General features: G+C 72.6%; 32 protein-coding genes and 1 tRNA gene. 19 read left to right on the plus strand and 14 right to left on the minus strand.

Annotation, left to right across the window (positions count from 1 at the left end; genetic code table 11):
- Positions 1–13: 13 nt before the first annotated feature.
- Both FH608_RS20155 and FH608_RS20160 read right to left on the minus strand, forming a co-directional pair.
- Positions 14–1,015, minus strand: a complete 1,002-nt coding sequence (locus FH608_RS20155) for a hydroxyacid dehydrogenase (RefSeq protein ID WP_139632096.1) — start codon at positions 1,013–1,015, stop codon at positions 14–16.
- Positions 1,016–1,210: 195 nt separating this feature from the next.
- Complete coding sequence (locus FH608_RS20160; protein WP_139632097.1) at positions 1,211–2,251, minus strand: substrate-binding domain-containing protein; 1,041 nt, start codon at positions 2,249–2,251, stop codon at positions 1,211–1,213.
- A 166-nt stretch (positions 2,252–2,417) separates the two neighbouring features.
- Between FH608_RS20160 and FH608_RS20165 the strand changes: the two genes are divergently transcribed.
- Together FH608_RS20165 and FH608_RS20170 are read left to right on the plus strand one after the other, a co-directional pair.
- Entirely contained in the window at positions 2,418–3,362 is a 945-nt protein-coding gene (locus FH608_RS20165) for a sugar kinase (protein ID WP_139632098.1), read from the plus strand.
- Between the two features lie 86 nt (positions 3,363–3,448).
- Positions 3,449–3,706, plus strand: coding sequence for a DUF1876 domain-containing protein (locus FH608_RS20170; protein ID WP_139632099.1), 258 nt, complete (start codon positions 3,449–3,451; stop codon positions 3,704–3,706).
- 1 nt (position 3,707) lies between these two features.
- On the opposite strand, the gene FH608_RS20175 is transcribed toward FH608_RS20170, so the two are convergent.
- On the minus strand, positions 3,708–4,613 hold the full coding sequence (locus FH608_RS20175; RefSeq protein ID WP_139632100.1) for a dihydrodipicolinate synthase family protein: 906 nt from the start codon (positions 4,611–4,613) through the stop codon (positions 3,708–3,710).
- Between the two features lie 130 nt (positions 4,614–4,743).
- On the opposite strand from FH608_RS20175, the gene FH608_RS20180 reads away from it, so the two are divergent.
- The 7 genes from FH608_RS20180 (at position 4,744) to FH608_RS20210 (ending at position 10,287) form a co-directional block, all read left to right on the plus strand.
- Complete coding sequence (locus tag FH608_RS20180) at positions 4,744–5,454, plus strand: FadR/GntR family transcriptional regulator (RefSeq protein WP_139632101.1); 711 nt, start codon at positions 4,744–4,746, stop codon at positions 5,452–5,454.
- 20 nt (positions 5,455–5,474) lie between these two features.
- Positions 5,475–6,329 (plus strand): DUF4429 domain-containing protein, encoded by an 855-nt coding sequence (locus FH608_RS20185; RefSeq protein ID WP_139632102.1) that lies wholly within the window; start codon positions 5,475–5,477, stop codon positions 6,327–6,329.
- 54 nt (positions 6,330–6,383) lie between these two features.
- The gene (locus tag FH608_RS20190; RefSeq protein WP_139632103.1) at positions 6,384–6,812 is read left to right on the plus strand and encodes a nucleoside deaminase; all 429 of its coding nucleotides are present in this window, start codon (positions 6,384–6,386) and stop codon (positions 6,810–6,812) included.
- A gap of 72 nt (positions 6,813–6,884) precedes the next feature.
- On the plus strand, positions 6,885–7,601 hold the full coding sequence (locus FH608_RS20195; RefSeq protein ID WP_139632104.1) for an ABC transporter ATP-binding protein: 717 nt from the start codon (positions 6,885–6,887) through the stop codon (positions 7,599–7,601).
- Positions 7,598–8,320, plus strand: coding sequence for an ABC transporter permease (locus FH608_RS20200; protein WP_139632105.1), 723 nt, complete (start codon positions 7,598–7,600; stop codon positions 8,318–8,320). The genes FH608_RS20195 and FH608_RS20200 overlap by 4 nt, the downstream gene beginning before the upstream one ends.
- Positions 8,317–9,648 (plus strand): sensor histidine kinase, encoded by a 1,332-nt coding sequence (locus FH608_RS20205; protein ID WP_152315446.1) that lies wholly within the window; start codon positions 8,317–8,319, stop codon positions 9,646–9,648. The genes FH608_RS20200 and FH608_RS20205 overlap by 4 nt, the downstream gene beginning before the upstream one ends.
- 3 nt (positions 9,649–9,651) lie before the next feature.
- The gene (locus FH608_RS20210) at positions 9,652–10,287 is read left to right on the plus strand and encodes a response regulator (protein ID WP_139632107.1); all 636 of its coding nucleotides are present in this window, start codon (positions 9,652–9,654) and stop codon (positions 10,285–10,287) included.
- A gap of 7 nt (positions 10,288–10,294) precedes the next feature.
- Here the strand turns inward: FH608_RS20210 and FH608_RS51580 are convergent, their stop codons facing one another.
- The 5 genes from FH608_RS51580 to FH608_RS20230 all read right to left on the minus strand — a co-directional run bounded on the left by FH608_RS51580 (position 10,295) and on the right by FH608_RS20230 (position 12,608).
- The gene (locus FH608_RS51580; RefSeq protein ID WP_153264721.1) at positions 10,295–10,444 is read right to left on the minus strand and encodes a hypothetical protein; all 150 of its coding nucleotides are present in this window, start codon (positions 10,442–10,444) and stop codon (positions 10,295–10,297) included.
- A 42-nt stretch (positions 10,445–10,486) separates the two neighbouring features.
- Positions 10,487–10,831 carry a hypothetical protein gene (locus tag FH608_RS20215; protein ID WP_139632108.1) on the minus strand — a complete coding sequence of 115 codons (345 nt, stop codon included), beginning with the start codon at positions 10,829–10,831 and terminating at the stop codon, positions 10,487–10,489.
- Positions 10,832–10,937: 106 nt separating this feature from the next.
- Positions 10,938–11,011: transfer RNA gene (locus tag FH608_RS20220), tRNA-Lys, on the minus strand.
- Between the two features lie 44 nt (positions 11,012–11,055).
- Positions 11,056–11,979 (minus strand): nucleoside hydrolase, encoded by a 924-nt coding sequence (locus FH608_RS20225; protein ID WP_139632109.1) that lies wholly within the window; start codon positions 11,977–11,979, stop codon positions 11,056–11,058.
- A 230-nt stretch (positions 11,980–12,209) separates the two neighbouring features.
- On the minus strand, positions 12,210–12,608 hold the full coding sequence (locus tag FH608_RS20230) for an OsmC family protein (protein WP_139632110.1): 399 nt from the start codon (positions 12,606–12,608) through the stop codon (positions 12,210–12,212).
- Positions 12,609–12,659: 51 nt separating this feature from the next.
- Between FH608_RS20230 and FH608_RS20235 the strand changes: the two genes are divergently transcribed.
- Positions 12,660–13,361 (plus strand): ferredoxin reductase domain-containing protein, encoded by a 702-nt coding sequence (locus FH608_RS20235; RefSeq protein ID WP_139632111.1) that lies wholly within the window; start codon positions 12,660–12,662, stop codon positions 13,359–13,361.
- A 50-nt stretch (positions 13,362–13,411) separates the two neighbouring features.
- A complete protein-coding gene (locus tag FH608_RS20240; RefSeq protein WP_139632112.1) occupies positions 13,412–14,188 on the plus strand; it encodes an FAD:protein FMN transferase in 777 nt (258 codons plus the stop codon).
- A gap of 9 nt (positions 14,189–14,197) precedes the next feature.
- Here the strand turns inward: FH608_RS20240 and FH608_RS20245 are convergent, their stop codons facing one another.
- Positions 14,198–14,473 (minus strand): hypothetical protein, encoded by a 276-nt coding sequence (locus tag FH608_RS20245; RefSeq protein ID WP_139632113.1) that lies wholly within the window; start codon positions 14,471–14,473, stop codon positions 14,198–14,200.
- Between the two features lie 133 nt (positions 14,474–14,606).
- Here FH608_RS20245 and FH608_RS20250 point away from each other — a divergent pair, with 133 nt between their 5' ends.
- Both FH608_RS20250 and FH608_RS20255 read left to right on the plus strand, forming a co-directional pair.
- Entirely contained in the window at positions 14,607–14,987 is a 381-nt protein-coding gene (locus FH608_RS20250) for a phage holin family protein (protein ID WP_139632114.1), read from the plus strand.
- Positions 14,988–14,994: 7 nt separating this feature from the next.
- Entirely contained in the window at positions 14,995–16,326 is a 1,332-nt protein-coding gene (locus FH608_RS20255; protein WP_139632115.1) for an aromatic amino acid lyase, read from the plus strand.
- Here the strand turns inward: FH608_RS20255 and FH608_RS20260 are convergent.
- Positions 16,307–16,978 (minus strand): GAP family protein, encoded by a 672-nt coding sequence (locus FH608_RS20260; RefSeq protein ID WP_139632116.1) that lies wholly within the window; start codon positions 16,976–16,978, stop codon positions 16,307–16,309. The two genes, FH608_RS20255 and FH608_RS20260, sit on opposite strands and share 20 nt — an antisense overlap.
- Before the next feature lie 81 nt (positions 16,979–17,059).
- Here FH608_RS20260 and FH608_RS20265 point away from each other — a divergent pair, with 81 nt between their 5' ends.
- On the plus strand, positions 17,060–17,719 hold the full coding sequence (locus FH608_RS20265) for a TetR/AcrR family transcriptional regulator (RefSeq protein ID WP_193318528.1): 660 nt from the start codon (positions 17,060–17,062) through the stop codon (positions 17,717–17,719).
- A 165-nt stretch (positions 17,720–17,884) separates the two neighbouring features.
- Here the strand turns inward: FH608_RS20265 and FH608_RS20270 are convergent, their stop codons facing one another.
- Entirely contained in the window at positions 17,885–18,874 is a 990-nt protein-coding gene (locus FH608_RS20270; RefSeq protein ID WP_139632118.1) for a LacI family DNA-binding transcriptional regulator, read from the minus strand.
- Positions 18,875–19,084: 210 nt separating this feature from the next.
- Here FH608_RS20270 and FH608_RS20275 point away from each other — a divergent pair, with 210 nt between their 5' ends.
- Both FH608_RS20275 and FH608_RS20280 read left to right on the plus strand, forming a co-directional pair.
- The gene (locus tag FH608_RS20275; RefSeq protein WP_139632119.1) at positions 19,085–19,939 is read left to right on the plus strand and encodes an amidohydrolase family protein; all 855 of its coding nucleotides are present in this window, start codon (positions 19,085–19,087) and stop codon (positions 19,937–19,939) included.
- Complete coding sequence (locus FH608_RS20280) at positions 19,936–20,469, plus strand: cysteine dioxygenase (protein WP_139632120.1); 534 nt, start codon at positions 19,936–19,938, stop codon at positions 20,467–20,469. Before FH608_RS20275 ends, FH608_RS20280 begins: the two co-directional genes overlap by 4 nt.
- Here FH608_RS20280 and FH608_RS20285 read toward each other — a convergent pair.
- Both FH608_RS20285 and FH608_RS20290 read right to left on the minus strand, forming a co-directional pair.
- The gene (locus FH608_RS20285) at positions 20,438–21,106 is read right to left on the minus strand and encodes a (2Fe-2S)-binding protein (protein ID WP_139632121.1); all 669 of its coding nucleotides are present in this window, start codon (positions 21,104–21,106) and stop codon (positions 20,438–20,440) included. The two genes, FH608_RS20280 and FH608_RS20285, sit on opposite strands and share 32 nt — an antisense overlap.
- Before the next feature lie 13 nt (positions 21,107–21,119).
- Positions 21,120–22,292: a CynX/NimT family MFS transporter gene (locus FH608_RS20290; RefSeq protein ID WP_139632122.1), complete on the minus strand. Its 1,173-nt coding sequence runs from the start codon at positions 22,290–22,292 to the stop codon at positions 21,120–21,122.
- 68 nt (positions 22,293–22,360) lie between these two features.
- Between FH608_RS20290 and FH608_RS20295 the strand changes: the two genes are divergently transcribed.
- Positions 22,361–23,347 (plus strand): LacI family DNA-binding transcriptional regulator, encoded by a 987-nt coding sequence (locus tag FH608_RS20295; RefSeq protein WP_394367690.1) that lies wholly within the window; start codon positions 22,361–22,363, stop codon positions 23,345–23,347.
- 29 nt (positions 23,348–23,376) lie between these two features.
- Here FH608_RS20295 and FH608_RS20300 read toward each other — a convergent pair whose 3' ends face one another.
- Positions 23,377–23,697 (minus strand): hypothetical protein, encoded by a 321-nt coding sequence (locus FH608_RS20300; protein WP_139632123.1) that lies wholly within the window; start codon positions 23,695–23,697, stop codon positions 23,377–23,379.
- Between the two features lie 191 nt (positions 23,698–23,888).
- Between FH608_RS20300 and FH608_RS20305 the strand changes: the two genes are divergently transcribed.
- Both FH608_RS20305 and FH608_RS20310 read left to right on the plus strand, forming a co-directional pair.
- On the plus strand, positions 23,889–24,854 hold the full coding sequence (locus tag FH608_RS20305) for a sugar-binding transcriptional regulator (protein WP_139632124.1): 966 nt from the start codon (positions 23,889–23,891) through the stop codon (positions 24,852–24,854).
- A 133-nt stretch (positions 24,855–24,987) separates the two neighbouring features.
- Positions 24,988–26,073: an ABC transporter substrate-binding protein gene (locus FH608_RS20310; protein WP_139632125.1), complete on the plus strand. Its 1,086-nt coding sequence runs from the start codon at positions 24,988–24,990 to the stop codon at positions 26,071–26,073.
- Position 26,074: the final 1 nt, after the last annotated feature.

Below are 26,074 nucleotides of genomic sequence, written 5' to 3' on the forward strand. Positions count from 1 at the left end.
GCACCTCGCCGAGTCAGGCGCTCCTGGCCAGTTCCTCCGCCTCGACCCCGTGCAGGAACGGCACACCCTGCGCGTACCTGGCGAGCTCGTCGACGGCCAGGTGGGCGATGCGCGGCAGCTCGCCACCGAGCGATCCGGCGATGTGCGGGGTGAGCAGGACGTTCGGCAGGTCGTAGAGGGGCGAGTCGGCGGGCAGCAGGTCGGGCTCCGTCACGTCGATCACCGCGTACAGCCGCCCCCGTGCCAGCTCGGCGATGAGCGCGTCCTGGTCGACGAGCGCGCCACGCGCCGTGTTGATCAGCGTCGCGCCGTCACGCATGCGCGCGAGGCGGCCCGCGTCCACGAGGTGCCTGGTCTCGGGGAGCGACGGCGCGTGCAGGCTGATCACGTCGCACCGCTCGAACAGCTCGTCCAGCTCGACGTGCGGCACCCCCAGGTCATCCGTCAGGTACGGGTCCGCGACGAGGACGTCCAGCTCGAACGGCCGCAGCAACTCGATCACCCGCCGGCCGATCCTCGACGCGCCGACGATGCCCACCGTACGCCGGTAGTTCCCGAACCCGGGGAAGCGCACGTCCAGCTCCAGGGGCGCCCGGTGCTCGCGGTAGAGGCGGGCGATGTCGAGCACCCGCTTGTTCGCGAAGAGGATGGAGGCCAGCGTGTACTCGGCGACCGGTTCGGCGTTGGCCGCCGCGGCCGAGGAGACGAGGATGCCGCGCTGCCAGCACGCCTCGGTGATGTGGTGCTTCACGGAACCGGCCGCGTGCACGACCGCGCGCAGTCCGGGCGCCTTGTCCAGCACGTCGTGGGTGATGGGCGGGCACCACCAGCTCGTGTAGAGCACCTCCGCCCCGGCCAGCGCCTCGGCCACGGCCGGGCCGGCGAAGTCGTCGATCACCAGGTCGGGGTCGATGTCGGCGACGGCGACCAGCCGTTCGCGTACGTCGTCGGTGACGAGCCGCTTCGCCACCGCCCGCCCCATGGCGAGCAGGGTCTTCGGCCGTGGCTTGGTCATGTGGCTCCCCCGCAGTCAATTCGATCGAATCGATCATAACGAAAGGGTCATGCACGACTCGGAGGCCCCCAGCGGCAAGCCGCACGCCGAAGCACGCAGGCGGAACTCACCGGACCGGAACGCCGGACGGGCGACACGGCGGCGAGGAAGAACCCGCGGCCCCGCCCCGGGCAGGGACGCCGCGCGCCGGCCGGATCACGGCGAGGGTGGCGCGGTGGACTCGCGGGCTCTCAGCTCGGGCAGCAGCGCCAGGTGCCGGCCGGGTGCGGTGGAGCCGCGGGTGAGGCGGGTGATCAGCAGGTCCACCGCGCAGCGCCCCACCTCCTCCTTGGGCGGCGCCACGGCCGTGAGCGAGGGCGAGCAGAACGCGGCCACCTCGTCGTCGTACGCCACCAGCGACACCTCGCCCGGGATGTCGACGCCCTCCGCGCTCAGCTGCCCCACCAGCGACAGCGCGTCCTCGTCGTTGTGCACGAGCAGCCCCGTCACGCCCTCGTCGCGGACCAGCCGCAGCACGCCGGACACGAGCTCGTCCGTCCGCCCCCGGTCGATGACGATCTCCTCGGCGACCGTCACGGCCGACGAGGAGGCGGCCGCCACCAGCCCCACCCGGACCCTGGGCGTGGTCGGGCTGGGGGAGGCCACGAGCGCGAGCCTGCGGTGGCCGAGTTCGGCGAGGTGGCGTACGGCGAGGTAGGCGCCGTGGGCGTGGTCGGAGGCGACCGCGTCGGCCATGGACGCCGGGCTCGCCAGGTCGGCCCTGCGCTCCACGAGCACCGCCGGGACGCGCAGCCCCGCCAGCCACTCCTCGTGGGAGTCGCCGAGCTGCCTGCTCGGCGTGAGCAGCAGGCCGTCGGCCCCGCCCTCGACGAGCCGGCGCACCTGCGCGCGGTCCTCCGCCTCGTCGTACCGGGAGATGCCCAGCACCAGGCGCGCCCCCGCGCCGGCCGCCCGCTCCTGGGCGCCCTTGATCACGGCCGGATAGTAGTAGTGGGCCGTGGGGACCAGCATGCCGATGGTCAGGCCCGAGGCGGGCGGGACGGGGGCGGCGGGGTCGCGCGGGAGCGTGACGCCGCCGTGCACCCTGGTGAGCAGGCCGCGGGTGGCCAGCTGCTCGACGTCCCTGCGCAGGGTGACGGCCGAGACGCCCAGCGCCTCGGCCAGGTCGGCCACGCGCGCTGAGCCCCGGTCGCGGACCTGCCGGAGGATGAGCCTGTGGCGCTGCTCGACGGACACGGCGACTCCTTCACGGACGAGGTCTCGATCCTATTGGCTTTCGTTATGAGCGTTCGAGTTTCGTACGATCGTGCCTGTTCGGCTGCTGGAGTTCCTGGACGCAAGGCGACGACGCGAAGGGGCGCTCTCCGACGGTCCCTCCAGACCGTGACACTAGGCTTCATCCATGCACGAACTGGTGACCTTCGGTGAGACCATGGCGCTCTTCGCCGCCCGCCGCACCGGCCCCCTGCGCTTCGCCCGCGACTTCGACCTGGGCCTGGGCGGCGCAGAGTCGAACGTCGCGATCGGCGTCGCCCGGCTGGGCCACCGCGTGGTCTGGGTCGGCAGGGTGGGGGCCGACGAGTTCGGCGACCTCATCCGTGCCACGCTGGCGGGCGAGGGCGTGGACGCGCGGGCCATCCCCGACCCGGACGCGCCGACCGGGCTGATGATCAAGGGCCGGCGCACGGCCGACCTCATCGACGTGCGCTACTACCGCAAGGGCAGCGCGGGCTCCCGCCTGTGCGCCGCCGACCTCGACCCGGAGCTCATCAGGTCCGCCAGGGTGCTGCACGTCTCCGCGATCACGCCCGCGCTGTCGGAGGAGGCCCGCGAGGCCGTACGGCATGCCGTCGCCGTGGCCCGGGGCGCCGGGGTGCTGGTCTCGCTGGACGTCAACTACCGCAGGGCGCTGTGGACGCCGGAGGAGGCGGGCGCGTGGCTGCGGGACATGGCGGCGGACGTGGACGTGCTGTTCGCGACGGAGGAGGAGGGCCGGCTGATCGCCGACGTGGAGGGCGCCGAGAAGCTGGCCAGCGCGCTGGCGGAGCTCGGCCCGCGGCACGTGCTGATCAAGCTGGGCGCCCGGGGCGCGATGGAGCTGTCCGACGGGGTGTTGCTGCGGTCGGAGCCGTACCGGGTGACGGAGGTCGACTCCGTGGGGGCCGGTGACGCGTTCGCGGCCGGCTGGCTGGCCGACTGGCTGGCCGGGGCGGACCCCGCGGAACGCCTCAGCACGGCGTGCGCGGCGGGGGCGTTCGCGGTGACCTCCCAGGGCGACTGGGAGAGCCTGCCGCGCCGCTCCGACCTGGGCCTGCTGCGGCACTCCGGCGACGGCGTGAGCAGGTGACCCCTCGGCGGCCGGCGAGCAGGTGACCCCCGCTGGACGTCCGGGGTCGTGAGGAGAGACCCTCGAAGGTAGGGAGGTGGTCCTCCATGGATTACAAGCAGTGGAACGTCCAGATATGGATCAGTGAGGACGATGACGACGCCGTGACCACGGCCACGGCGGTGCTGTTCACGGCTGACGGCAAACGGCACGAGAGCGTGGCCCACGCCCGGCGCAATCCCAGCGACCGGCCGATCCCCGGCATCGGGGACGAGCTGGCCGCCGGGCGGGCGCTGTCGAACCTGGCCTCGAAGTTGATCGAGGACGGTGCGGAGGACGTGGCCCAGCTCGCCGGGACCGCCTAGCTCAGAGCAGCCCGGCGGCGGCCAGCAGCTTGCCGATCCGCCCGACCTCGTCGTCGTTGAGCGGGATCTGCGGGAGCGCCGTGATCGAGCAGTCGATGACGCCGCGCAGGTGGAGTGCGGCCTTGAAGGCTCCGAGGCCGGACGAGCTGCCGCCCATGCGGGTGCCGCCCACGCGGACGATCTCGAACAGCCTGACCAGGCGCTCCTGCTGTGCCCTGGCCGCCTCCCAGTCGCCTCGGACGGCGCAGCGGTAGAGCTCGGCGTACCCCTCCGGGTCCACGTTGCCGAGCCCGGGGACCACGCCGTCGGCGCCCATCCACAGCGCCGAGTCGACGGTCACCTCCGAGCCGGTGAGCACGCTGAACGGCGCCTCGCGGCCCAGGATGACCGCGCGCAGCCCGCCGTCGTCGCCGCTGGAGTCCTTCACGCCGGCCAGCGCCCCTTCGGCCGCGAGCCCGAGGAGCAGGTCGGCGCCGAGCTTGGTGTGCACGGAGACCGGCAGGTCATAGGCGTAGACGGGCAGCCCGCCGCGCGCGGCGACGGTCCGGAAGTGGCGGCGGATCTCGTCCGGATGCGTACGGGTGTAGAACGGCGCGGTCGCCACCACCCCCGACACCCCGGCCTCGACGGCGACCCGCACGTGTTCCAGCACGCGCGGCGTCGTCATGTCGATCACCCCCGCCAGCACCGGCACCTGCCCGCCCACGTGGCCGGTCACGGTGTCGAGCACCACCCGCCGCTGCGCGTCCGTCAGGTACGCCACCTCGGAGGTCGAGCCGAGCACGAACAGCCCGTCGACGCCTCCTCCCAGCAGGTGGTCGACCAGCCGGACGAGCGAGGTGGCATCCACCTCGCCGTCAGGGGTCAACGGGGTGCAGACCGGGGGAATGACGCCTTTCAACCTCATGCACGCTCCTGGTTGTAGAACATGGGACATCCTACGTCCCATGTCTAGCGTACGATGGACGGTAGGTGCTGTCAGGGATTGGGGTCAACTGAAGAATTCTGGAATGTTGCCTGCGACGAAAGGACTTCTCATGGCCACAGTCCCGCGCCCGGCGCGGCCCAGCCGTGCCGCCGAGGCCCAGGAGGGCGTCAAGGACCTGATCGTCCGGCGCGGGCTGGTGGCGGGCGACCCGCTGCCCACGGAGTCGGAGCTCATGGAGGAGCTGCGGGTCAGCCGCAACTCGATCAGGGAGGCGCTCAAGGCCCTGCAGGCGGTCGGCATCGTGGACATCCGCCACGGTTTCGGGATGTTCGTGGGCCGGATGTCGCTGGCGGGCCTGGTGGACGAGCTGGCCTTCCACAGCCGCATCACCCTGCAGGACGGCAAGAGCCACCTGGCGCACCTCGTCGAGATCCGCGAGATCCTGGAGTGCGGCCTCGTGGAGCGCCTCATCGAGCTGGGGCCGGAGGCCGACCCGGCGCCGGTCGCCGACGTCATCGCCAGGATGGAGGCCGAGGCGCAGGCCGGCCCCGTCTCCCCCGAGACCGACCGCCTCTTCCACGACCTCCTCTACCGGCCGCTCGGCAACCCCCTGGTGAGCCAGCTCCTCGGCGCGTTCTGGGACGTCTACTACCAGCTCCGCGACGAGCTGGGGGCGCCCGACGAGCCGCCGGGCGACGTGGTCAGGCGCCACCGCGACATCTCCACCGCCGTGCTGGCCGGCGACCGGGCCGCCGCCGTCGCCGCCGTGCACGCCCACTTCGAGGGGGTTCGCAACCGCGTGGCCAGGATCGGCGAGTGAAAAGGACCTAAGCTGGCGGCATGACCGAGATCGCCGTTCCTGACGGTTCGTGGACGTTCGACGGCGAGCTCCTGCGCATCGTCCCGGGCGGCGACAAGGACGTGCACGAGCTGCGCAGGACGCTGGGCGAGGTGATCGTGCCGCTGGAGGCGATCGCGAGCGTGGCGTTCGAGCGGTCGCGCAAGGGCGGCCACGTCCGGCTGCGCCTGCGCGAAGGGGCCGATCCGCTGTCCGACGCGGTGGCCGGGTCGCTGGGGCCGCCCGCCGACCCGTACCGGCTGGCCGTCCCGAAGAACCGCGCGGGCGCGGCCGAGTACTTCGCCGACGAGGTCCGCGACACGCTGCTCATCTCGCAGACGCCGAGCACCCCGTGCGACGGCTACCTCCTGCCCGGCCCGTCCGTGCCCATCTCGGCCACGGCCGGAGACGGCACGGCGCACTTCGACGGTGAGCGGGTGCGCCTGGAGTGGACGGGGTTCGCCAATTCCGACAAGGAGCGGGCGGGGCCGCAGGAGTTCCCGCTGTCCGAGGTGGCCGGGGTGGAGTGGAAGCCGCAGTCGGGCCTCGGCTACGGCACGCTGCGCTTCCGCGTCAAGGGCGACGGGCCCGCGCCGCCGCCGCAGAAGGACCGTCGCTGCGTGTCGTGGGGCATCCAGCGCTTCGGCGGCGCCACCGCCCTGGTCGCCGCGGCGGTGCTGGCCCGGCTGCCCCGGGAGCCCGAGCTGCCGCCCGCGCCGCCCGCCTCCGACGACGTGCACGACGCGGTGCTGCGCCGCCTGGCCGAGCTCGGGGAGCTGCACCGGTCTGGCGTGCTGACCGGCGAGGAGTTCGCGGCGGCCAAGCAGGCCATGATCCGCCGCCTCCAGGAGTCCTGACGCGCCTCCGGGGGGAAACCCATAGGGGACCATCCGCACATCGGAGGAGTGAGCGTGACCCGCGACGAAGAGAGACTTCTGCGCCGCGCCATCGAGCTGGCCGCGCAGGCCCGCGCCGGCGGCAACCCGCCGTTCGGCTCGCTGCTGGCGGCCCAGGACGGCACGGTCCTGGCCGAGGAGCGCAACAGCACGCTCACCGACCGCGACATCACCGCGCATCCCGAGCTGAAGCTCGCCCGCTGGGCGGCCCGCGAGCTCGACCCGGCCACGGCCGCCGCGACCACGATGTACACGAGCTGCCAGCCGTGCGGGATGTGCGCGGAGGCGATCGCCCGCTCGGGGCTGGGGCGCGTCGTCTACGCGCTGTCCGGGGCGCAGCTCGACGGCCTCAAGCCGCCGGGCAGCGCCTTCGTGGCCCCTCCCGCCGAAGGCCCGGCCCTGTACGACGAGGCCAGCCTCCCGGTCAAGGGCTACTACACCTGACCCGCGGCGGTTGACGGCCCATCAACCGTTCGGGGGATGCCGGTGGACTCGGGCATGCATGACTCTCGATACATGACAGTCATCGAGATCGACGGCATGACGAAGAGCTACCGAGGCAACCAGGTCCTGAACGGCGTGTCGCTCACGGTCGAGCGGGGCGAGATCTTCGGGATCGCCGGCCCCAACGGCGCCGGCAAGACCACCACCGTGGAGTGCGCCTCCGGCCTGCGCGAGCGCGACGGCGGCGTCCTGCGCGTGCTCGGCCTCGACCCGCGGGCCGACCGGCGCAGGCTGCTCCCCCGCATCGGCGTCCAGTTACAGGAGGCGGCGCTGCCGGACGCGATCAAGGTGGGCGAGGCGCTGAAGCTGTACGCGTCCTTCTACGACGCGCCGGCCGACTGGCGGGCGCTCATGGAGGAGTGGGGGCTCGCGGAGCGGCGGCGCATCAGCTACTCCAGCCTGTCGGGCGGCTGGAAGCAGCGCCTGTTCATCGCCCTGGCCCTGGTCGGCAACCCGGAAGTGGTCTTCCTCGACGAGCTGACCACCGGGCTCGACCCCTCCGCCCGCCGCATGACGTGGAGCCTGATCCGCGACATCCGCGACCGCGGCGTGACGGTCGTGCTGGTCACCCACTTCATGGACGAGGCCGAGGCGCTGTGCGACCGCATCGCGATCGTCGACCACGGCCGGGTCGTCACGCACGGCACGCCGGGCGAGCTGATCGCCCAGGCGCACACCGATTCGCTGGAGGACGCGTACTTCGCGCTCACGGGAGGGCAGGCGGCATGAAGGGCATCACCCAGGTCATCGCGGTCGAACTCAAGCTCGTCGTACGGGATCCGATGTCGGCGTTCTTCGCCCTGGCCTTCCCCCTGATCATGCTCTGGGTCAAGCTGCGCAGCGGCAAGCCCCTCCCCGGCGGGCTGCCGGCGGTGGACGCCACGGTGCCGATGCTGAGCGTCTTCGTCATCGGCCTGGCCGCCCTGGTCGTCCTGCCGGCCACCATGGCGGGCTACCGGGAGCGCCGGGTGCTCAAGCGGATGCGCGCCACCCCCGCCGCCCCCGGCATGCTGTTCGGCGCCCAGTGGGCCGCCCACATGCTGCTGGCCGTGCTCGGCACCGTGCTGCTGGTCGCACTGGGCCTGGTCGCGTACGACCTGTCGGCCCCCGCCCAGCCGGGCGTCGTGGTCCTGGCCTGGCTGCTGGCCGCGCTGAGCCTCAGCGCCATCGGCCTGCTGCTCGGGGCCGTCGTGCCCTCCGGCCGCACCGCGACGGTGTTCGGGCTGAGCCTGTTCTTCCCGATGGTCTTCATCTCGGGCGCGGTGATCCCGCGCGAGACCATGGGTCAGGGGATGCGGGCGCTCGGCGACCTGATGCCCATGGCCCCGGCCGTCCAGGCGATCCGCGGCGGCTGGGAGGGCCACGCGGTCTCCCCGGTGTCGCTGCTCGTCCTGGTCGCGATCACGCTGGTCGCCGGCGGCCTGGCCGTGAAGGCCTTCCGGTGGTGAGCAGGACCGGCCGCGAGGGGCCGGGACCGGTGGCGGGCGCCGCCGGTCCCGGCTCCTCGCGCTGGGACCGGGTCGCGCCCGTCCTGCCCTACCTGTTCATCGTGCTCCCGGCCGGCGCGTCCCTGCTGCAGGGCTGGCGGGCGGACACGTTCGCGCTGTCGCTGTTCGCGGTGGCCTGGCACTGGTTCATGGTCAGCGCCCATCCGGAGTGGACCCGGCGCCCCGTGGTGGCGCTCGCGTACTTCGTGGTCCTGCTGGCCGCCCTGGGGGCGCTGGTCAGCATCGACTCGCTCTTCACGGTGGCCGGGCCGGCGGCGTTCATCCAGGCGTTCGCGCTGCTGCCCCGCTGGTGGGCCTACGCGGGGGTGGCCGCGACCGCCGGGGTGCTGGTCTCCATGCGGCCCGACCCGGGGCGCTCCGCGGGCCAGATGCTCTTCTCCTTCCTGGTCGCGGCGCTGATCGCGTCCGCGATCGGCCTGGTCGTCCAGACCATCTCCGACCAGAACGAGGGCCGCAAGGTGATGATCGCCCAGCTCCAGGAGAGCGGCGCGAAGCTGGCCGCGCTCGCCGAAGAGAACGCGAACCTGCAGGCCCAGCTGCTGAGCCGGGCCCGCGAGGCGGGGGTGCTCGGGGAGCGGCAGCGGATGGCCAGGGAGATCCACGACACGATCGCGCAGGGGCTGGCTGCCATCGTCACCCAGGTCGAGGCAGCCGACGAGGCGCTCGACGACGTCACCGCCGCCCGCGCCAGGCTCGACACCGTGCGCACCCTGGCCAGGGACAGCCTCAAGGAGGCCCGCAGGTCCGTACGCGCCCTGCGCCCGGCGCCGCTGGCCGAGTCGCAGCTGCCGGCCGCCCTCCAGGAGGTCGCCGCCAAGTGGTCGGAGGCCGCCGGCGTCCCCTGCTCGGTGGAGGTCACGGGCGAGGCCGGGCCGCTGCACGCGGAGGTGGAGATCACGCTGCTGCGGGTGGCGCAGGAGGCGCTGGCCAACGTCGCCAAGCACGCCGGGGCCGGGCGGGTTGCCCTGACCCTGTCGTACATGGAGGATGTCGTGGTGCTGGACGTACGTGACGACGGAGCCGGGTTCGTGCCCGCGCCACCCGGCCTCGCGCCCGCGCCCGGCTCCGAGGCGGGCGGTTTCGGCCTGCTGTCCATGCGCCAGCGCGTGACCAGGCTGGCCGGCGACTTCCAGATCGAGTCGGCCCCCGGCGAGGGCGCCGGCATCTCCGCCACCGTGCCCGCCATCCCCGCCGACACCCTCGATGCCGTCGACACCGTCAACACCGTCGCCGAGCCGTCCGGCGACCGCCCGGGAAGCGCGGAGTGAGCCATGCCGATCCGGCTGATCATCGTGGACGACCATCCGATCGTGCGCGACGGGCTGCGCGGGATCTTCACCGACGACGAGTTCGAGGTGGTCGGGGAGGCGGGCGACGGGCTGGAGGCGCTGGCCGTGGTCGGGCGCACCAGGCCCGACGTCGTGCTGACCGACCTGCGCATGCCGAGGATGGCCGGCGCCGAGCTCATCCGGCGGCTGCGCGAGCAGGCGCCCGGCGTCCGCGTGCTGGTGCTGACCACGTTCGACAACGACGCCGACGTGCTGCCCGCCATCGAGGAGGGCGCGACCGGCTACCTGCTCAAGGACACCCCGCGCGTGGAGCTGCGCCGGGCCGTGCGGGCGGCGGCCCGCGGCGAGACCGTGCTGTCGCCGTCCGTGGCGGGCCTGCTGACGCAGCGCATCCGCGCCCCGCGCCCGCAGCGCCTCAGCCGCCGCGAGCTGGAGGTCCTCTCGCTCATCTCCCGGGGCGCCACCAACCGTGAGGTCGCCAGGAAGCTGTTCATCACCGAGGCCACCGTGAAGACGCACCTGCTGCACGTCTTCGCCAAGCTCGACGTGAAGGACCGCGCCGCCGCCGTGGCCGCCGCCTACGAGTCGGGCCTGCTGCGCCCCGGCACCGACGACTGACCCGGGATCAGTCGCTCCGCACGGTGCCCTGGCCGCTGCAGCGCCGGCATGCCTCCCACACCCGCCGCTGCTCCTCCGTGCCGTCCTTCTTCTTCAACGTGATCGTCTTGTGCCGGCCGCACGTCCCGTTGCACTTCGGGCAGACCATGGTCGGCATGCGGGCTCCTGGAGCGGGATCACAGGTGGAGGTGGATCGCGGTCAGAGCAGGATCACGGTCCCCTGCCCGTGGCAGCGGCGGCACTTGGCCCACTGCCCGTCGACGTACGCGCCGCAGGTGCTCGTGCACTGCGGGCACGTGCCGTGCGCCAGCTGCCGCACCTCGAACTCCGTCGGAGGGCGGAAGGTGTGGCCACGGGCCGTCTCGATGTGACCGAGCATCGCGGCGACCTCGGGGGCCAGATCACCGGGCACGGGATCGGGCAGGGTGGTGAACCGGTCGATCGTGATGGTGACCCCGCCGGGGGCGGGAAGGGTGAGCGTTTCCCCTCGGCTGAGCCGGAAGGCGATGATCCGCTGCAAGCAGTCAACACGAGAGGCAGTCATGCGAGCGATCCTAGGGGCGCCCGCCGACCGCTGTCAGGAGAAGTCAGGGGAGGCGGGAACGCCACAGGGCGCCCACCGTGACCGGTGGACGCCCTGCTCATCGAGGTGCGCCGCCAGGGACTCGAACCCCGGACCCGCTGATTAAGAGTCAGCTGCTCTGACCAACTGAGCTAGCGGCGCAACAGAGGTAACTGTATCAGCCGCCGAGCACTGCCCGCACACCATCATCCGAGCCGCTGGGCCAGCCGTTCGTACGCTCCCAGCACCAGGTCCCAGAACCCCTTGACGTCCATCGCCGTGGCCACCAGCGCGTTCGCCTCCGCCGGGTCCACCCGGAAGTCCGTCACCGTCATGCCCCGCGTGAACTGCCCGGCGGTCTCCACGTTCACCACGGCCGGCACGCAGGTGAACAGGGCGGGATCGAGCACGTACGCCACCGCGCACGCGTCGTGGATGGCCGGCCCGCCCTCGGCCGTCACCACCCCGTAGAACTGCGCGGCCGGCACCAGCAGGTCGGCCAGCCGGCCGAGGGGCCGCATGCGGTCCAGCACGCCGGAGGTGATCGTGGCGGTCAGCGTCACGTCCAGGCCGAGCATCCGCACCGTCCACCCGGCGCCGAACACGATGGCGGCCGCCTCGGGGTCGGCCAGCATGTTGAACTCGGCCGCCGGGTTGTGGTTGCCGCGCGTGTAGGAGCCGCCCATGATGACCAGCTCGCGGGCCCACTCGACGACGCGCGGTTCGCGGCGTACGGCGAGGGCGATGTTGGTCAGGGGGCCGACGGCGACCAGCGTGATCTCGCCCGGGGCGGACTTCAGCGCGTCCACGATGAAGTCGACCGCGTGCCCGTCGGCGGGGCCGAGGACCGGCGCGGGCAGGACCACGTCGCCGAGCCCTGTCGTGCCGTGCACGCGGGTGGCGCGCACGGTCTCGCGCATCAGGGCCCCGGCGCTGCCGGGCGTCACGGGCACGTCGCCCAGCTCCAGGAACTCGCGCAGCGCCAGCGCATTGGCCGTGGTCAGGGGGAGATCGACGTTGCCGCCCACCGTGGTCACGCCCACGATGTCGAGGGAGGGGGATCCGGCGGCCAGCGCCAGGGCGAGCGCGTCATCGATGCCGGGGTCGCAGTCAATGAGAACTTTCTTCACGAAACCGGAGGATACGCATAGATCGGGCCGGGCAGTTCCCCCAAAGCTGCCCGGCCCGATCGGCGGCGGTCCAGGCCGGTGTCTTCCCCCAAAAACACCGGCGGTCCCGCACTGGCGAACCGCGGTCCCCCTCCGCGTCCGCTTCGGTGAAGGTTCGCTGGTCTCTTGACCTGCTACAACGCTACCGAGACGAATGCAACGGTCGCGTCATAACGGGGTCGAATATCTGTTTAATCCGACTCCGGAACCTCCAGCCGAACCTCTGTTCCTTCCTGCAACGATCTGCTCACCGTGCAGTACTTCTCGTGAACCCGCTCCGCGACCGCCCTGAACACCTCCCCGGCGTCCTCCGAGGGCAGCTCCACGTCGTACGTCACGGTCACCGGACCGAGCTTGCTCGGCTCCACCTTCTCCGCCTGCACCGTCATCGCCAGGCGCACCAAGCGGTGACCGCGCTTGGCGGTCAGCGGCTCGACGGTCACGATGTTGCACCCGCCCACGGCGGCCAGCAGCAACTCGACGGGGGTGAACACCCCGTCCTCGGCGCCGCCTATCCTCACCTCGGCGCCGCGGGCGTTGGTGGCCCGGAATCCGCCGTCCTCTGTTCGCTCGACACGCACGTTAGCCATGTCTCAGACCCTACTCAGAAACCTTTAATGTTCATTCAGCATGGTGAAGGCATGGCTAGCGAGGCGAATGCGAACCACGGTCCCGTCCTCTTCTGGTGCGGTGTCGCGGTAGCCGAGTTCGGCGCGATCCAGCCCGGTTTCGGCTACCCGTGGCGGCCCACCGCGTACGCCGCGGCGGCGCTGCTCGTCGCGCTCGGCTTCCTCACCGTCAAGGCCGCCGACTACCTCCGCACCGAGGAGGCCAGGCAGCGGCTGCGGCTCGGCGGCTATCTGGCCGGCGCGCTGCTGGTGGCCCATCAGTTCAGCTCCACGGCGTACGTGACCGGGCTCAGCCGCGCCGGCTCGCTCATCCTGTACGCGATGGCGGCCGTCATGGCGATCCAGAGCCACCACGTCGCCGGCGCGCCCAGGCCGAGCCTGCTGATCGCCACGGGTCTCGACCCGTCCGCCCTGCGGGCCCGCCTGGAGGGCGCGGGCGACACCGTGGCCGTCTACCGGACCGAGCGCGCCACCGACGAGCTGCGCGACCTGGCCGCCCGCCACGGTGTCATCCTGGTCGAGGGAGCCGAGCACGATCCGCGCGCCAAGGAGCGCCTGAGCGCCTCCGGGCTCGGCCGGGAGATCCCCGACATCGCCGAGCGCGAGGTGGTGGTGGCCGGTCCGAGGCCGTTCAAGCGGTACGTCAGCGGGGCGTTGTCACGCCTCGCGGTGCCAAGATCACAGATCCATTTCAAATCCCAGCAAAGGGTTTAACCTCGCATTACGCGCCATGTGCGACGGTGGCTGCGGACAAGGAGGCAAAGGTGACGACTTTCCCCGGAAGCGCCCGTACTGAGATGGTCATGGGCCTGCCCGTCAGCGTTGACATCCGCACCGCCCTCCCGGCACGCGAGATGGTGCCCCTGCTGGACAACGCGTTCGCCTGGCTGAGATGGGTGGCCGACACCTTCAGCCCCGCCAGGGAGGACAGCCAGATCTCCCGGCTCAACCGCGGCCTGACGCTCAGGCAGGTCCCCGAACTCGTCGAGGTCCTCCACCGCTGCGACGAGCTCAGCGAGGCCACCGGCGGCTACTTCGAGACCCGCATGGACGGGGTCGTCGACCCGTCCGGCTACATCAAGGGCTGGGCCCTGGAGCGGCTCTCGCGCGCCCTGGTCAACGCCGGCGCCGGTGACCACCGCATCAGCGCGGGCGGCGACATCCGGGTCCGCGGCTCGGCCGCCCCCGGCAAGCGCTGGCGTATCGGCGTGCGCGACCCGCGCAGGGACATCGTGCGCAAGGTCGTCTTCGCCCACGATCTCGGCATCGCCACCTCGGGCGGCTCGCCCGTCGTCAACCCGCGCACGGGGAAGGTCGAGGAGGGCCTGGGCTCCGTCACCGTGCTGGGCCCCGACCTCGGCGTGGCCGACGCGTACGCCACCGCCATCTACGCCATGGGCCCCATCCTGGCCAGGCGCTACGCGGCCGACCTGGCGGCGGCCGGGCCGTACCAGACGATGATCGTCACCCGCGACGGGCAGGAGGTCACCACGCCCGGCTTCGCCGCCTACAGCGGCGCGGACGCCCGCCTGGCCGGCTGAGCCCCCGGGTCAGGCGTCGGGGTGCTTGCGCAGATACTCGATGTAGATCGGGCGCAGCGCCTCGCCCAGCCGCCCCTCGCCGGAGGCGATGGCGTCGCTGAGCAGCGCCGAGACCCTGCTGAGGTCGTTGGCGGTAGCCGTGTCGTGACCGCTCGCGGCCTCGGCGGCCGGGATGATCTTCAGCAGGTCCCAGAGAAACGCCAGGTCTCCGTGGCGTACGGCGTAGCGCACCGCACGATCGTGCAACTCGTCGGCCGGCAACGACTCGAGCCCGTTCGCGTCCATCTCGCTCCCTCCCCCGACGCCCTCTGCCCGAGTTGGGCCGCCGATAACCGGTGACTACGCCCGGTAGCCGCGCACAATCGGGGAGCCTGCGCCACTATCGAAGTGCCGAGACCAAGTGGGAGGATCAAGCAGCGTGAGATTCATCATCAGAACCATTGCGGCGGCGGTGGCCCTCTGGGTCGCCGTCCAGCTCGTGCCCGGCATCGAGGTCGGCACCGCCACCAACTCGGCCAAGTACTGGGGCGTCCTGCTGATCGTGGCGCTGATCTTCGGCCTCGTGAACGCGATCGTCAAGCCGATCGTCAAGGCGCTCGGGTGCGCGATCATCGTCTTGACCCTCGGCCTGTTCCTCCTCGTCATCAACGCGGCCATGCTGCTGCTGACCAGCTGGATCGCGGGCCAGGTGGACATCCCCTTCCACGTCGACAACTTCTACCCGGCCGCCTTCTGGGGCGCGATCATCGTCAGCGTCGTGAGCTGGCTGCTGGGCCTGGTCATCCCCGACGGCGACTGAACCCTCCATGGAGCTCGACGGTGCCGGCCTGACCTGCGCGCAGGTCCACGAGGCCGCGTACGGCGGGGTCCGGGTCACGATCGCCTCCCTCGATCGGGCCCGGGCCGCCTGGGCCACCGCCCAGGAGCTGAAAGGCCCCGTGTACGGCCGCAGCACCGGCGTCGGCGCCAACCGCGGCGTCGTCGTCAAGGAGCCGGGGCTCGACCTGCTCCGCAGCCACGCGTGCGGCGCCGGCCCGCTCGTCCCTCCCGCCCGCGCCCGGGCCATGCTCGTGGTCCGGCTCAACCAGCTCCTGGCGGGCGGCTCCGGCGTCGACCCGGCCGTGCTGCCGGTGCTGGCCGAGGCGATCAACGGCGGCTTCACCCCGCCGGTCCGCACGTACGGCGCCATCGGCACCGGCGACCTCACCGCCCTCGCCACCACCGCGCTGTGCCTGCTGGGCGAGCTCCCCTGGCGCCACGACCACCCACTCCCCGCGGGGGCGGGCCCCCGCCATCCCCTCACCTCCGGCGACTCCCTGCCGTTCATCAGCTCCGGTGCCGCCACGCTGGCCGACGCCGCCATCGCCTGCCACCGCGTGCGCCTGCTCCTGGAGGCGGCCGTGGACGCCGCCGCCCTGTCGTTCGCCGCCGTGGACGCCTCCGCCGAGCCGCTGGCCGCCGCCGTGCAGGAGGCCCGGCCGCACCCCGGTCAGGCCGCCGTGGCGGCGCGCCTGCGCGGCCTGCTCACCCACGAACTGGCGACCCGCGTGCAGGACCCGTACGCCTACCGCGCCTTCGCCCAGGTGCACGGCGCCGCCATGGACGTGCTCGACCGGGCGGCCGCGGCCGTCGAGACCGACCTCAACGCCGCCGCCGAGAACCCCCTCATCTCCGGCTCCCTGGCCTGGCACAACGGCAACTTCCACTCGGCCCCCGTGGCGCTGGCGCTCGACGCGCTGCGGGCCGCGCTCGTGCAGACGGCCCAGCTCAGCGCCGCCCGCCTGGCCACCCTCATGGACCCCGCCTACACCGGCCACCACCCGTTCCTCGCCGACCGGCCGGGCGCCTCGGGGGCGCTGATCCTCGAGTACGTGGCCCAGGACGCCCTGGCCGAGCTCCGCCACCTCGCCGGCCCGGTGACGACGGGCACGGCGGTGATCTCGCTGGGGACGGAGGACCACGCGGGCTTCGCCACCCAGGCCGCCCGCCACACCCTGCGCTGCCTGGAGCCGCTGGAGATCGTCCTGGCCTGCGAGCACGCCGCCGCCGGCCGCGCGCTCCGGGGCCCCGGCCCCGACCGTCCCCTCACCGACGACCTCGACGCCTCCCGCCGCGCGATCAACCCCCACCCAGTGTGATCGTGATCTGGTCCGGCGCCGCGTCCAGGAGGATCAGCACTCCGGCGATCCCGACGATCCACCGCAGCGCGCCGCGCGACCCGGAGGAGAACCTGGCCCGCCATCGCTCGAACCGCTCGCGCGTCCGCTCGCCCAGCGCGGCCCAGGCGGCGAGGAGCAGGAGGCCGGGCAGCACCATGATCGTCACGTAGCCGCCGAGGAGCGGCGCCCACTGGATGGCGGACAGGCCGGCCGAGGTCATGATGCCGATCGCGGCGAAGTACGGAACGGCGGTGGCGAACTCGAACAGCCACGTCCCCAGCCCCAGCAGCAGCATCGCGCGCACGGTGAAGGACCGCGCCTCGACGGACGCGCGCTCGGGATCCTTGTCGGGGATGAAGTAGCTGCCCACGATGAGCGCCAGGCCGAAGGCGGCCTGCGCCCAGGCCCACACGGTGTCGTCGACGGCGGGCACGAGAGCGCCCAGGCCGAGCATGAGCAGCACGCCCAGGGCGAAGTACGCGACCGCGACCGACCCGAGGTAGACGCCGAGCAGCCCGCCCATCCGGCGGGGCCTGGCCAGCAGCAGGTAGAGGCTCACCCCGATCACGGTGGGACTCAGCGTGTCGAGCAGGGCCAGGCCGAACACCGCCCCGATCGTCGCGATCGACATGCCCGTCCCTTCCGGAGGCCAAGGAGCCGTAATAACACGCCCGTGTTAGTTATGCTAGCACAGGCGTGTTAGCATGTGGGCGTGCCGCGACTCGTTGACCATGACCAGCGACGAGCCGAGCTGGGCGAGGCCGCCATCCGGGTGATCCTGCGCGAAGGGCTCGCCGGCGTGACCGTCCGCGGGGTCGCCGCCGAGGCCGGCTGGTCCACCGGGTCACTGCGCCACTACTTCGGCAACCAGCACGAGCTGCAGGCCTACGTCGTCAGGGCCACCACCGACGCCCTCCGCCGGCGGGTCCTCCCGCGCGTCCAGCGGCCCCGCACCGAGGGATCGGTGGTCGAGCAGGTCGCCTCGATCGTGGAGGAGCTGCTGCCGCTCGATGCCGAGCGGCGCGAGGAGTACGCGCTGTGGTCGGCGATCGTGGCCTGGGAGCGCCGGCACCCGCCGGAAGGCGGCTCCGTGACGTGGAACGACCAGCGGGCGCTGCACCGCCAATGCGTCGCCGCCCTGCTCGGGCACGAGCCGGTCCGCGACGCGGGGCAGGCCACGGCCCCGCATCCCGACGCCGAGGTGGAGGTCTGGGCCGCGCTGCTGCACACGTTCGTCGACGGGCTCGCCTCCCAGCTCACGAACACGCCCGGCGAGGTGTCTCCCGCCACCGCCGGGCGGCTGCTGCGCTCGCTGCTGCACGCCGTGCCTCGCGGGCCCTCGGATCAGCGGGCCCCCGACCACCGGACGTGAAGCCCGGCACTCCCCCTCAACCGAGCAAGACCACCGGGCCCCTTCAGCCGGGCAAGGCCACTGGACGCGAGGCTCCGAGCCCTTCAGCCGGGCGAGGCCGCCGGACGCCCAGTCGCGAGCCCCCTGCCCGGCATGGCCACCGGACGGGAAGCCCCGTGCGGCCGGTCAGCTGAGCCGGGCCACCGAGCCGCGCTCGCGGAGGGTCGGGGCCTGGACGACGCGCCGGCGGCGGGTGCCGCCGTCCGTGGCCGCCGAGATGAGCCGCACCGCCGCCCGCACGATCCCGTCGATGTCCCAGTCGACGGTGGTGAGCCCCGGCGAGAGCAGCCCCGACATCGGGTGGTCGTCATATCCCATGACCGACACGTCGCCGGGAACGGACAGCCCGAGCTCCTGCGCGGCGGCGTAGACCCCGTAGGCGATGGAGTCGGCGAAGCAGAACACCGCGGTCGGCCGGCGGCCGGCCAGGACGTCGCGGGCGGCCGAGGTGGCGCCGGCCAGCCCGTGGGGCGCGGTGACGACCTCGATGTCGAGCCCGAGCCGGTCGGCCTCGGCCGTGACGTGGACGTCGGCGGGCCGGTCGGGCGTGCTGGCCCGGGTGGAGGTGAGGACGGCGAGGCGCCGGTGGCCGAGGTCGCGCAGGTGCTCAAGGGCCATGGTGACGCCGCGCCGGTTGTCGAAGACGACCTCGCCGGCCGTGCCCGCGATGGAGTCGCCGATCGCGACCACCGGCAGCGACTCGCACAGCTCGGCCCAGAACGCCGCCGCCGGGTCGATCGGCTGGACGATCAGGCCGTCGACCCGCTGGTCGCGCAGGCGCTGGGCGAAGGCCCGCTCGCGGGCGGGGTCGCCGACGGCGTCGAGGATCAGGGCGTAGCGGTCTTTCTCCCGCAGACCCCTGCTGATGCCGACCGCCAGGGACTGCTGCCACAGATCCTCCAGCGAGCCGCACAGCAGGCCGATCATGCCGGTGCGCCCGCTGGCCAGGGCCCTGGCGATGGGGTCGGCCTCGTAGCCGAGCTCGGCCGCCGCGGCGCGCACCCGCTCCATGGTCTCCTCGGACACCTGCAGTCCGCGCAGCGCGTAGGAGACCGCCGCGGGCGAGAGTCCTGTCGCCTGGGCGACCTCACGGATCGTGGCTCTCTTTCGAGGCATTCAGCCAGCCTATTGGGTGGCGGCGACAGAACCCATCTTCCGCCGCCGGGTCGCTCGCGCGCGCCCCTGCGGAACGGGCTTCGCGACCGTTGACAAGGGGTCTGTGAAGCGGTTCACTGAACCGTATCACTGAAACGCTTCACGAGTGTCGCGCCGCAGCACAGCCGGATTTACATGTAATGTGGGTAGGGAATTAGGGGAGGAGGAGCCGTGAGCGTCGACGTGCACCTGCATGTGTGGACGCATGCGTTCGTCGACGCGCTGCGCGCCCGCACCTCGCCGCCGCGCGTCGACGGCTGGACGCTGCTCCTCGACGGCGAGCCGCCGTACGAGATCGACCCCGAGGACCGCAGGGACACCACCGGGCTGGAGCTGGCGCTGGTGTCCATGTCGAGCCCGCTCGGCGTCGAGCTGCTGCCGCCCGAGGAGGCCTGGCCGCTGATCGACGCCTATCACGAGGGCGCGCTCGCGCTCGGCGAGCCGTTCGGCGCCTGGGCCTCCACGTGCCTCGGCGAGCCCGACCCCGATCGCCTGGCCAAGGACCTCGACCGGGGGCTCGCCGGGTTGCAGGTCCCCGCGACCGTCCTGCCCGACGACCGGCTGCTGGAGGTGCTGACGGCCAGGGATCTCCCCCTGTTCGTCCACCCCGGCCCCGCCGTCCAGCACCCGGGCGCCCCACCGTGGTGGGCCGCCGTGGTGCCGTACGTGCAGCAGCTGCACGCCGCCTGGCACCACTTCCACGCCGTGGTCCGCCCCCGGCACCCCGATCTGCGCGTCTGCTTCGCGGCGCTCGCCGGCCTGGCCCCGCTGCACTCCGAGCGCCTGATCGCCCGGGGCGGCGGCAGCCGCGGCCTCGTCGACCCCGGCTGCTTCGTGGAGACCTCCTCCTACGGCCCGCGCGCGATCGACGCCATCGTCCGCGAGCTGGGCATCGACGTCGTCGTCAACGGCTCCGACGCCCCCTACGCCAAGGCTCCCGAACCCGGCCTGGGCGCGGCCGCCGGCCACGCCATCCGGGTCGTCAACCCCCGTCGTCTGCTGAACAGAAAGGAGACTCGTACGTGAGCACCAACCAGATCCAGGACGGGGGCACCTGTGCCCGGCTCCCCGAGCGCGCGCTCGACCGCCGAGAGCTGCGCGAGCTGGTGGACGAGCTGGCCTCCCGCCCTGAGGAGTGGCGCGACCAGGTGGCCTTCCCCGAAGGGGGCGGCAGGCACTACGCCTCGCTCTACCGCGACGCGTACGTGGACGTCTGGCTGCTCTGCTGGCGCCCGGAGGACGACACGGGCTGGCACGACCACGACACCTCCTCGGGAGCCGTCCACGTGGTGCGCGGGGTGCTGCTGGAGTGCAACCCGCGCATCGGCGGCGAGCACCTGGAGACCGTGGTGTCGGAGGGGCAGTCGTTCTCGTTCGGCCCCGACCACATCCACCGGCTCAGCGGCGCGATCGACACCAGCGTCTCCATCCACGCCTACTCGCCGCCGCTGTGGCGGCTCGGCCAGTACTCGATCGACGGCACCGGCGTCATGCGCCGGGTGTCGGTGAGCTACGCCGACGAGCTCAGGCCGCTGGACGGCGCTGTCGTGGCCTGAGCACGCAGCAGCTTCCGCAGGGCTCGGCATCGGGCAGTGCGATCCACAGGCAGCAGGTCCTGCGGAAGTAGCCGTCGCCGGCGGGCTCGACCAGCCCGTCGACCGGCGCGCCGATCTCCGCCAGCAGGCGCAGGTAGTCGCCGGGCACGATCGAGGTCAGCGGGTGGGCGAACGCCTCCGCCGTGGAGCCCCACAGCGTGCGCTCGCCCACCTTCGCGATGGAGCCGATCACCCGCACCAGCGGCGCCTGCGACTCGGCGAGCGCCTCGCGGATCGCCCCGGCGCCGGCGGACCAGCTCACGCGCGTCGCCGCGACGCTCACGCCCGCCTCCGACGCCTTCACGTACGTCTCCGGCAGCCGCATGACCGGCACCCGTCCGTCGAGTGCCCACCCGAGCGCCATGGGCAGCGTGTGCCAGTAGGTGTAGGTCTTCCAGAACAGCGCGGCGCCGACGTGGCGTGGCGCGTTCCAGCGCGCCGCCGTCGCGTCGATCAGCTCGACGAGCGGCGCGTACGGCTCCCGCAGCAGCTCCGTGACCGGTGTCCAGCTCGCGTCGGGCTCGATGACCAGGCCGGGCTCGACCCCGAGCACCCCGCCGCGCCCGTCGGCGACCCGCTGGAGCGTCTCGGTGAGCATGCCGGCCCCTTCCCTATAGGTTAGCCTTACCTAATGTAGCAGGCCGTCCGGCGAACCAGCCGGCCACGAGCTGCACCACCAGCACCCCCAGCCCCGCGGCCAGCGGCACCGTCCAGCCCCCGGAAACCTGCCGGAGCAGCCCGAACAGCAGCGGCCCGAGCGCCGCGATCACGTATCCCACCGACTGGGCCACGGCCGACAGCGCGGTCACGGCGTCCGGATCGGCGGGCCGCAGCGCGATGATCAGCAGCGCCAGCGCGAACGAGGCGCCCTGGCCGATCCCGAGCACGATCATCGACGCCCACGGCGCGGTCGCCGGCGCCAGCAGCACGCCGAGGTAGCCGAGCACGGTCAGCACGCCGGCCCCCATCACGTACGGCACCTGCGACTCCCGCCTGCCGGCCAGCACGGGGACGGCGAGCGAGGTGGCCACCTGGACCAGGTTCGTCAGGCTCAGCAGGTATCCGGCCTGGTCGGCGGGGAGGCCGGCCTCCAGGAAGATGGTCGGCAGCCAGGCCAGCATGACGTAGAAGGTGAGCGACTGCAGGCCCATGAGGGCGGTGACGTACCAGGTCACGCGGCTCCTGAGCACCGCGGCGAACGGCCGGGGACCGTTGGCCGCCGCGCCCCGCCCGCGCAGCGCCTGGGGCAGCCAGAACAGCGCGGCCAGCAGCGCCGGCACGGCGAGCAGCGCGGAGACGCCGCGCCAGCCGTACCCGGTGGCGCGCTCGACGGGGATGACCACGGCGGAGGCGAGGGTCGCGCCGGCCACCACCGCGGAGACGTACACGCCGGTCATGAGGTTGACCCGGCCGGGGAAGTGCTGCTTGACGACGGCGGGCATGGAGACGTTCATGACCGCGATCGCGATGGCGGCCAGGGCCGAGCCGAGGTAGAGCACGGGCGCGCCGTCGAGGCCGCGCAGCGTCACGCCCGCCGCGATGACGAGCAGGCCGGCCAGCAGCGTGCGGTCGAGCCCGATGCGCCGGGCGAGCACCGGGGTGAGCGGGCCGAACACGCCCAGGCAGACCACCATGACCGTGGTGACCGCCCCGCCGCCGGCGGGTGAGAGCCCCACGTCGCTCATGATCTCATCGAGCAGCGGGGAGACGCCCGCGATGGCGGGACGCAGGTTGAGCGCGGCCAGCACGAACCCGGCGACCAGCACGGCAGATCTCAACGACATAGGGGACCACTCTCGCATAAGCCCTTGACAACGTTGTCTACCAGGCCGGGTTGAGCAATGATCCTGGCGTGAGACCGACGATGAAGGACGTCGCCTCGGCCGCGGGCGTGGCGCTCAAGACCGTCTCGCGGGTCGTGAACGGCGAGCCCGGCGTCCACCCGGTCACGGCCGAGCGGGTGCGGGCGGCCATCGACCGGCTGGGCTACAGCCGCAACGAGAGCGCGCGCATGCTGCGCAGGGGCAGGACCGCCACGATCGGGCTGGTCATCGGGGACGTCGCAGACCCGTTCTACTCGGGCCTGAGCCGGGCGGTGGAGGACATCGTCATCGAGCACGGGTGCCTGCTGCTGAGCGGCTCGTCCGGCGAGGAGCCCGGCAGGGAACGGGAGCTGGTCGAGACGTTCTGCGCGCGGCGGGTGGACGGGCTGATCGTGGTGCCGGCCGGGGAGGACCACACCTACCTGCGGCCGGAGCTGGAGGCGGGCACGCCCGTGATCTTCGCGGACCGGCCGCCCGGCGCGGGGATCGACGTCGACACGGTGCTGGCCGACAACGTGGGCGGCGCGGTGCGAGCGGTCCGCCACCTCATGGGCCACGGCCACCACAGGATCGCCTTCCTCGGGGACGCCCCGGAGATCTTCACCGCCGCCGAGCGGCTGAAGGGCTACCGGGAGGCGATGGGCGGGCTGTACGACGAGCGGCTGGTGTCGATGCGGCCGCCCTCGCTGGAGGGGGTGCGCGCGGCCCTCGCCCGCATGGCCGCGCTGGACGGCCCGCCGTCGGCGCTGTTCACCGGCAACGGCCGCTACACCGTGACCGCGCTGCGGGCGCTGGCGGGGCGGCGGGTGGCCCTGGTGGGGTTCGACGACTTCGAGCTGGCCGATCTGCTCGACCCGAAGGTGAGCGTGGTGGCGCAGGACCCGGCGTCGATGGGGCGGGTGGCGGCCGAGCTGCTCTTCCGCCGCCTGCGCGGCGACGCGGGCCCGCCGCAGCACGTCGAACTGCCCGTACGGCTGGTCGCCCGCGGCTCGGGCGAGCTCCCCCCGCCCGCCTGACCGCTCGCAGACGACGAGCGCCGGACCTCTCAGGCGCGCCGCTCCTCCACGTCGACGCCGCCCACGCCGCCGGTGACGGTGCCGCCGCAGCGCCCCTGGGACATGCCCTGCGCGCCGGGCGGCAGCGTCACCCAGTCGCCCCGCACGTCGAGCGCCCGCCCGCAGACCACCACGGCGCGGAACTGCCAGGTCTCGTCCGTGGGGTTGGTGCACGCCGCGATGCCCAGCTCGCGATCGCGCAGGTGCACGAGGCCGTCGCAGGTGAGGACGGTGGACTCCGCGGGAGTGGACGGCGCCGTGCCCGCGACCACGAGACCGAAGGCAGCCGCGATCAGGATCCCCCTCGACATTGCCCCTCCCACACCGGCGCCTGGGCACTACTTTACGCATCCGATCATACGCGGAGCGTGGTCGTCACGCCCAGGGAATGCTCCCGGACGGCCCGGCCGACCGCTAGCCTTGCCAACTGGACCGCCGGACACGGCCCCGCCTATAGTCGTTGGCGCATCGGTTCAGAAAAAATGTTCACAGGAGCGTCCGCATGAATGCCGCCGACGTCGCACCCGAGACGCAGGGCAGGTTCCCTCTCGAGCTGATGTACGCGGCGGCGCAGCAGTACTACGTCGAGGAGGCCACCCAGGGCGACATCGCCCAGCGGCTCGGCGTCTCCAGGGCGACGGTGAGCCGGCTGCTCACCGAGGCGCGCAGGCAGGGCATCGTCGAGATCAGGGTGCACCGGCCCGCCACGCTGGAGGACGGCCCGCTGGCCGCCGAGGTGGCGCGGGCGCTGCGGTTGCGGCACGTCTACCTGGTGCCCAAGGTCAGCGGGCCGGCGCTCGGCCCGTGGCTGGCACCGGCCGTGACCCGCGCGCTGGCCGCCGTCGGGCTGGAGTCCGGCGACGTCGTGCTGGTCTCGTCGGGCACCACGGTCTACGAGTGCGCCCGCGAGGGCCTCGGCCACTACCCGGGGGTCACGATCGCGCCGGCGGTGGGCGGCCAGGAGGAGCCGCAGCCCTGGTTCCAGACCAACGAGACCACCCGCATCCTGGCCGAACGCGTCGGCGGCGTGCCCGCCTACCTCTACGCGCCCGCGCTGCCCGGCCCCGAGCTGTTCTACTCGCTCCAGCACGAGCCGTCCGTGCGCCGCGTCATGGACCTGTGGGCACACGCCAAGTGCGCCGTCGTCGGCGTCGGCTCGGCCCCGCTGATGCGGCAGATGACGCCCTCCCTCATGCCGCGCGACGCCGAGAGCCTGCGCCGGGCCGTGGGCGACGTGTGCATGCGGGTCTACGACCGCGACGGGGAGCCGGTCACGTACCCGGGCAGCGAGCGCCTGGTCGCCCCCGGCCCTGAGGAGCTGCGCCGCATCCCGGCCACCATCGCGGTCGCGGTGGGCGCCGAGAAGGTGCTGTCCATCGTCGCGGGCGCCAGGGGCGGCTACTTCAACCGGCTCGTCACGGACGTCCCCACGGCGGAGGGCCTGGTCGCCGCCGCCCGCCAGCTCTGAACATTGTTGCTGGACAAAGTTTCAGGCCGCACGCTACCGTGAGCCGCACCACAGGATGCGCCCTGTTGTGAGGGCTTGTCCTGTTTCGGGGGAAATGCGGCATTATTCCCGGTAGCAAGTGAGGAACGAACCCGTGAACAGAGCGAAGACGCGGATCTCCGCGGCGGCGGTGGCAGTGCTCGCAGGCTCGGTGCTGGCCGCGTGCGGCTCCGGCTCCGGCGGCGGGGACGCCGGTGGCGGCAGCGGCGGCGGCACCGAGAACGCCAAGGTGGCCTTCCTCATGCCCGACCTCGCCTCCACCCGGTACGAGCTGCAGGACAAGCCGCTCTTCGAGGCCAAGATGAAGCAGCTCTGCCCGACCTGCGAGGTCATCTACCAGAACGCCGACTCCGACGCCGCCAAGCAGCAGCAGCAGGTCAACTCCGCGCTCGCCCAGGGCGTCAAGGCCATCGTGATCGACCCGGTCGACTCCGCCGCCGCGGCCACGTTCGTCAAGTCGGCCCAGTCGCAGCAGGTGCCGATCATCGCCTACGACCGGCCGATCCCGGCCACGCCCGCCGACTACTACATCTCGTTCGACAACGAGAAGATCGGCCAGATGATCGCCCAGTCCCTCGTCGACCACCTCAAGAAGGAGAACGCCGAGGGCGGGATCCTCCAGGTCAACGGCTCGCCCACGGACGCGGCGGCCGGGCTGATCAAGAAGGGCATCCACAGCGCGGTCGACCCGAGCGGGTTCAAGCTGCTGGCCGAGTACGACACGCCCGACTGGCAGCCGGAGAAGGCGCAGACCTGGGTGAGCGGCCAGATCACGCAGTTCAAGGACCAGATCGTGGGCGTCGTCGCGGCCAACGACGGCACCGGCGGCGGGTCGATCGCCGCGTTCAAGGCCGCAGGAGTGAAGGTGCCCCCGGTCACCGGCAACGACGCCGAGATCGCCGCCGCACAGCGGATCATCGCGGGCGACCAGTACAACACCATCTCCAAGCCGATCAAGATCGTGGCCGAGGCCGCGGCGAACACGGCCTGGGAGTTCATGCAGGGCAAGAAGCCCGCCGGCAAGGCCACGCTCTACGACACGCCGTCCGAGCTGTTCGTCCCCACGGTCGTGACCAAGGAGAACATCAAGGAAGTGCTGTTCGACAGCGGCATCATGAAGGCGGCCGACGTCTGCTCCGGCGAGTACGCCAAGGGCTGCGAAGAGCTCGGCATCAAGTAGG

The sequence above is a fragment of the Nonomuraea phyllanthi genome (assembly GCF_006334985.2).
Classification (GTDB): Bacteria; Actinomycetota; Actinomycetes; order Streptosporangiales; family Streptosporangiaceae; genus Nonomuraea; species Nonomuraea phyllanthi.

What these genes read in the sequence shown, in the direction of transcription:
- FH608_RS20155 (WP_139632096.1), bottom strand. Translation starts at nt 1,015, where the DNA reads ATGACCAAGCCACGGCCGAAGACCCTGCTCGCCATGGGGCGGGCGGTG.
- FH608_RS20165 (WP_139632098.1), top strand. Translation starts at nt 2,418, where the DNA reads ATGCACGAACTGGTGACCTTCGGTGAGACCATGGCGCTCTTCGCCGCC.
- FH608_RS20170 (WP_139632099.1), top strand. Translation starts at nt 3,449, where the DNA reads ATGGATTACAAGCAGTGGAACGTCCAGATATGGATCAGTGAGGACGAT.
- FH608_RS20175 (WP_139632100.1), bottom strand. Translation starts at nt 4,613, where the DNA reads ATGAGGTTGAAAGGCGTCATTCCCCCGGTCTGCACCCCGTTGACCCCT.
- FH608_RS20180 (WP_139632101.1), top strand. Translation starts at nt 4,744, where the DNA reads ATGGCCACAGTCCCGCGCCCGGCGCGGCCCAGCCGTGCCGCCGAGGCC.
- FH608_RS20185 (WP_139632102.1), top strand. Translation starts at nt 5,475, where the DNA reads ATGACCGAGATCGCCGTTCCTGACGGTTCGTGGACGTTCGACGGCGAG.
- FH608_RS20195 (WP_139632104.1), top strand. Translation starts at nt 6,885, where the DNA reads ATGACAGTCATCGAGATCGACGGCATGACGAAGAGCTACCGAGGCAAC.
- FH608_RS20200 (WP_139632105.1), top strand. Translation starts at nt 7,598, where the DNA reads ATGAAGGGCATCACCCAGGTCATCGCGGTCGAACTCAAGCTCGTCGTA.
- FH608_RS20210 (WP_139632107.1), top strand. Translation starts at nt 9,652, where the DNA reads ATGCCGATCCGGCTGATCATCGTGGACGACCATCCGATCGTGCGCGAC.
- FH608_RS51580 (WP_153264721.1), bottom strand. Translation starts at nt 10,444, where the DNA reads ATGCCGACCATGGTCTGCCCGAAGTGCAACGGGACGTGCGGCCGGCAC.
- FH608_RS20215 (WP_139632108.1), bottom strand. Translation starts at nt 10,831, where the DNA reads ATGACTGCCTCTCGTGTTGACTGCTTGCAGCGGATCATCGCCTTCCGG.
- FH608_RS20230 (WP_139632110.1), bottom strand. Translation starts at nt 12,608, where the DNA reads ATGGCTAACGTGCGTGTCGAGCGAACAGAGGACGGCGGATTCCGGGCC.
- FH608_RS20235 (WP_139632111.1), top strand. Translation starts at nt 12,660, where the DNA reads ATGGCTAGCGAGGCGAATGCGAACCACGGTCCCGTCCTCTTCTGGTGC.
- FH608_RS20245 (WP_139632113.1), bottom strand. Translation starts at nt 14,473, where the DNA reads ATGGACGCGAACGGGCTCGAGTCGTTGCCGGCCGACGAGTTGCACGAT.
- FH608_RS20255 (WP_139632115.1), top strand. Translation starts at nt 14,995, where the DNA reads ATGGAGCTCGACGGTGCCGGCCTGACCTGCGCGCAGGTCCACGAGGCC.
- FH608_RS20260 (WP_139632116.1), bottom strand. Translation starts at nt 16,978, where the DNA reads ATGTCGATCGCGACGATCGGGGCGGTGTTCGGCCTGGCCCTGCTCGAC.
- FH608_RS20270 (WP_139632118.1), bottom strand. Translation starts at nt 18,874, where the DNA reads ATGCCTCGAAAGAGAGCCACGATCCGTGAGGTCGCCCAGGCGACAGGA.
- FH608_RS20285 (WP_139632121.1), bottom strand. Translation starts at nt 21,106, where the DNA reads ATGCTCACCGAGACGCTCCAGCGGGTCGCCGACGGGCGCGGCGGGGTG.
- FH608_RS20290 (WP_139632122.1), bottom strand. Translation starts at nt 22,292, where the DNA reads ATGTCGTTGAGATCTGCCGTGCTGGTCGCCGGGTTCGTGCTGGCCGCG.
- FH608_RS20300 (WP_139632123.1), bottom strand. Translation starts at nt 23,697, where the DNA reads ATGTCGAGGGGGATCCTGATCGCGGCTGCCTTCGGTCTCGTGGTCGCG.
- FH608_RS20305 (WP_139632124.1), top strand. Translation starts at nt 23,889, where the DNA reads ATGAATGCCGCCGACGTCGCACCCGAGACGCAGGGCAGGTTCCCTCTC.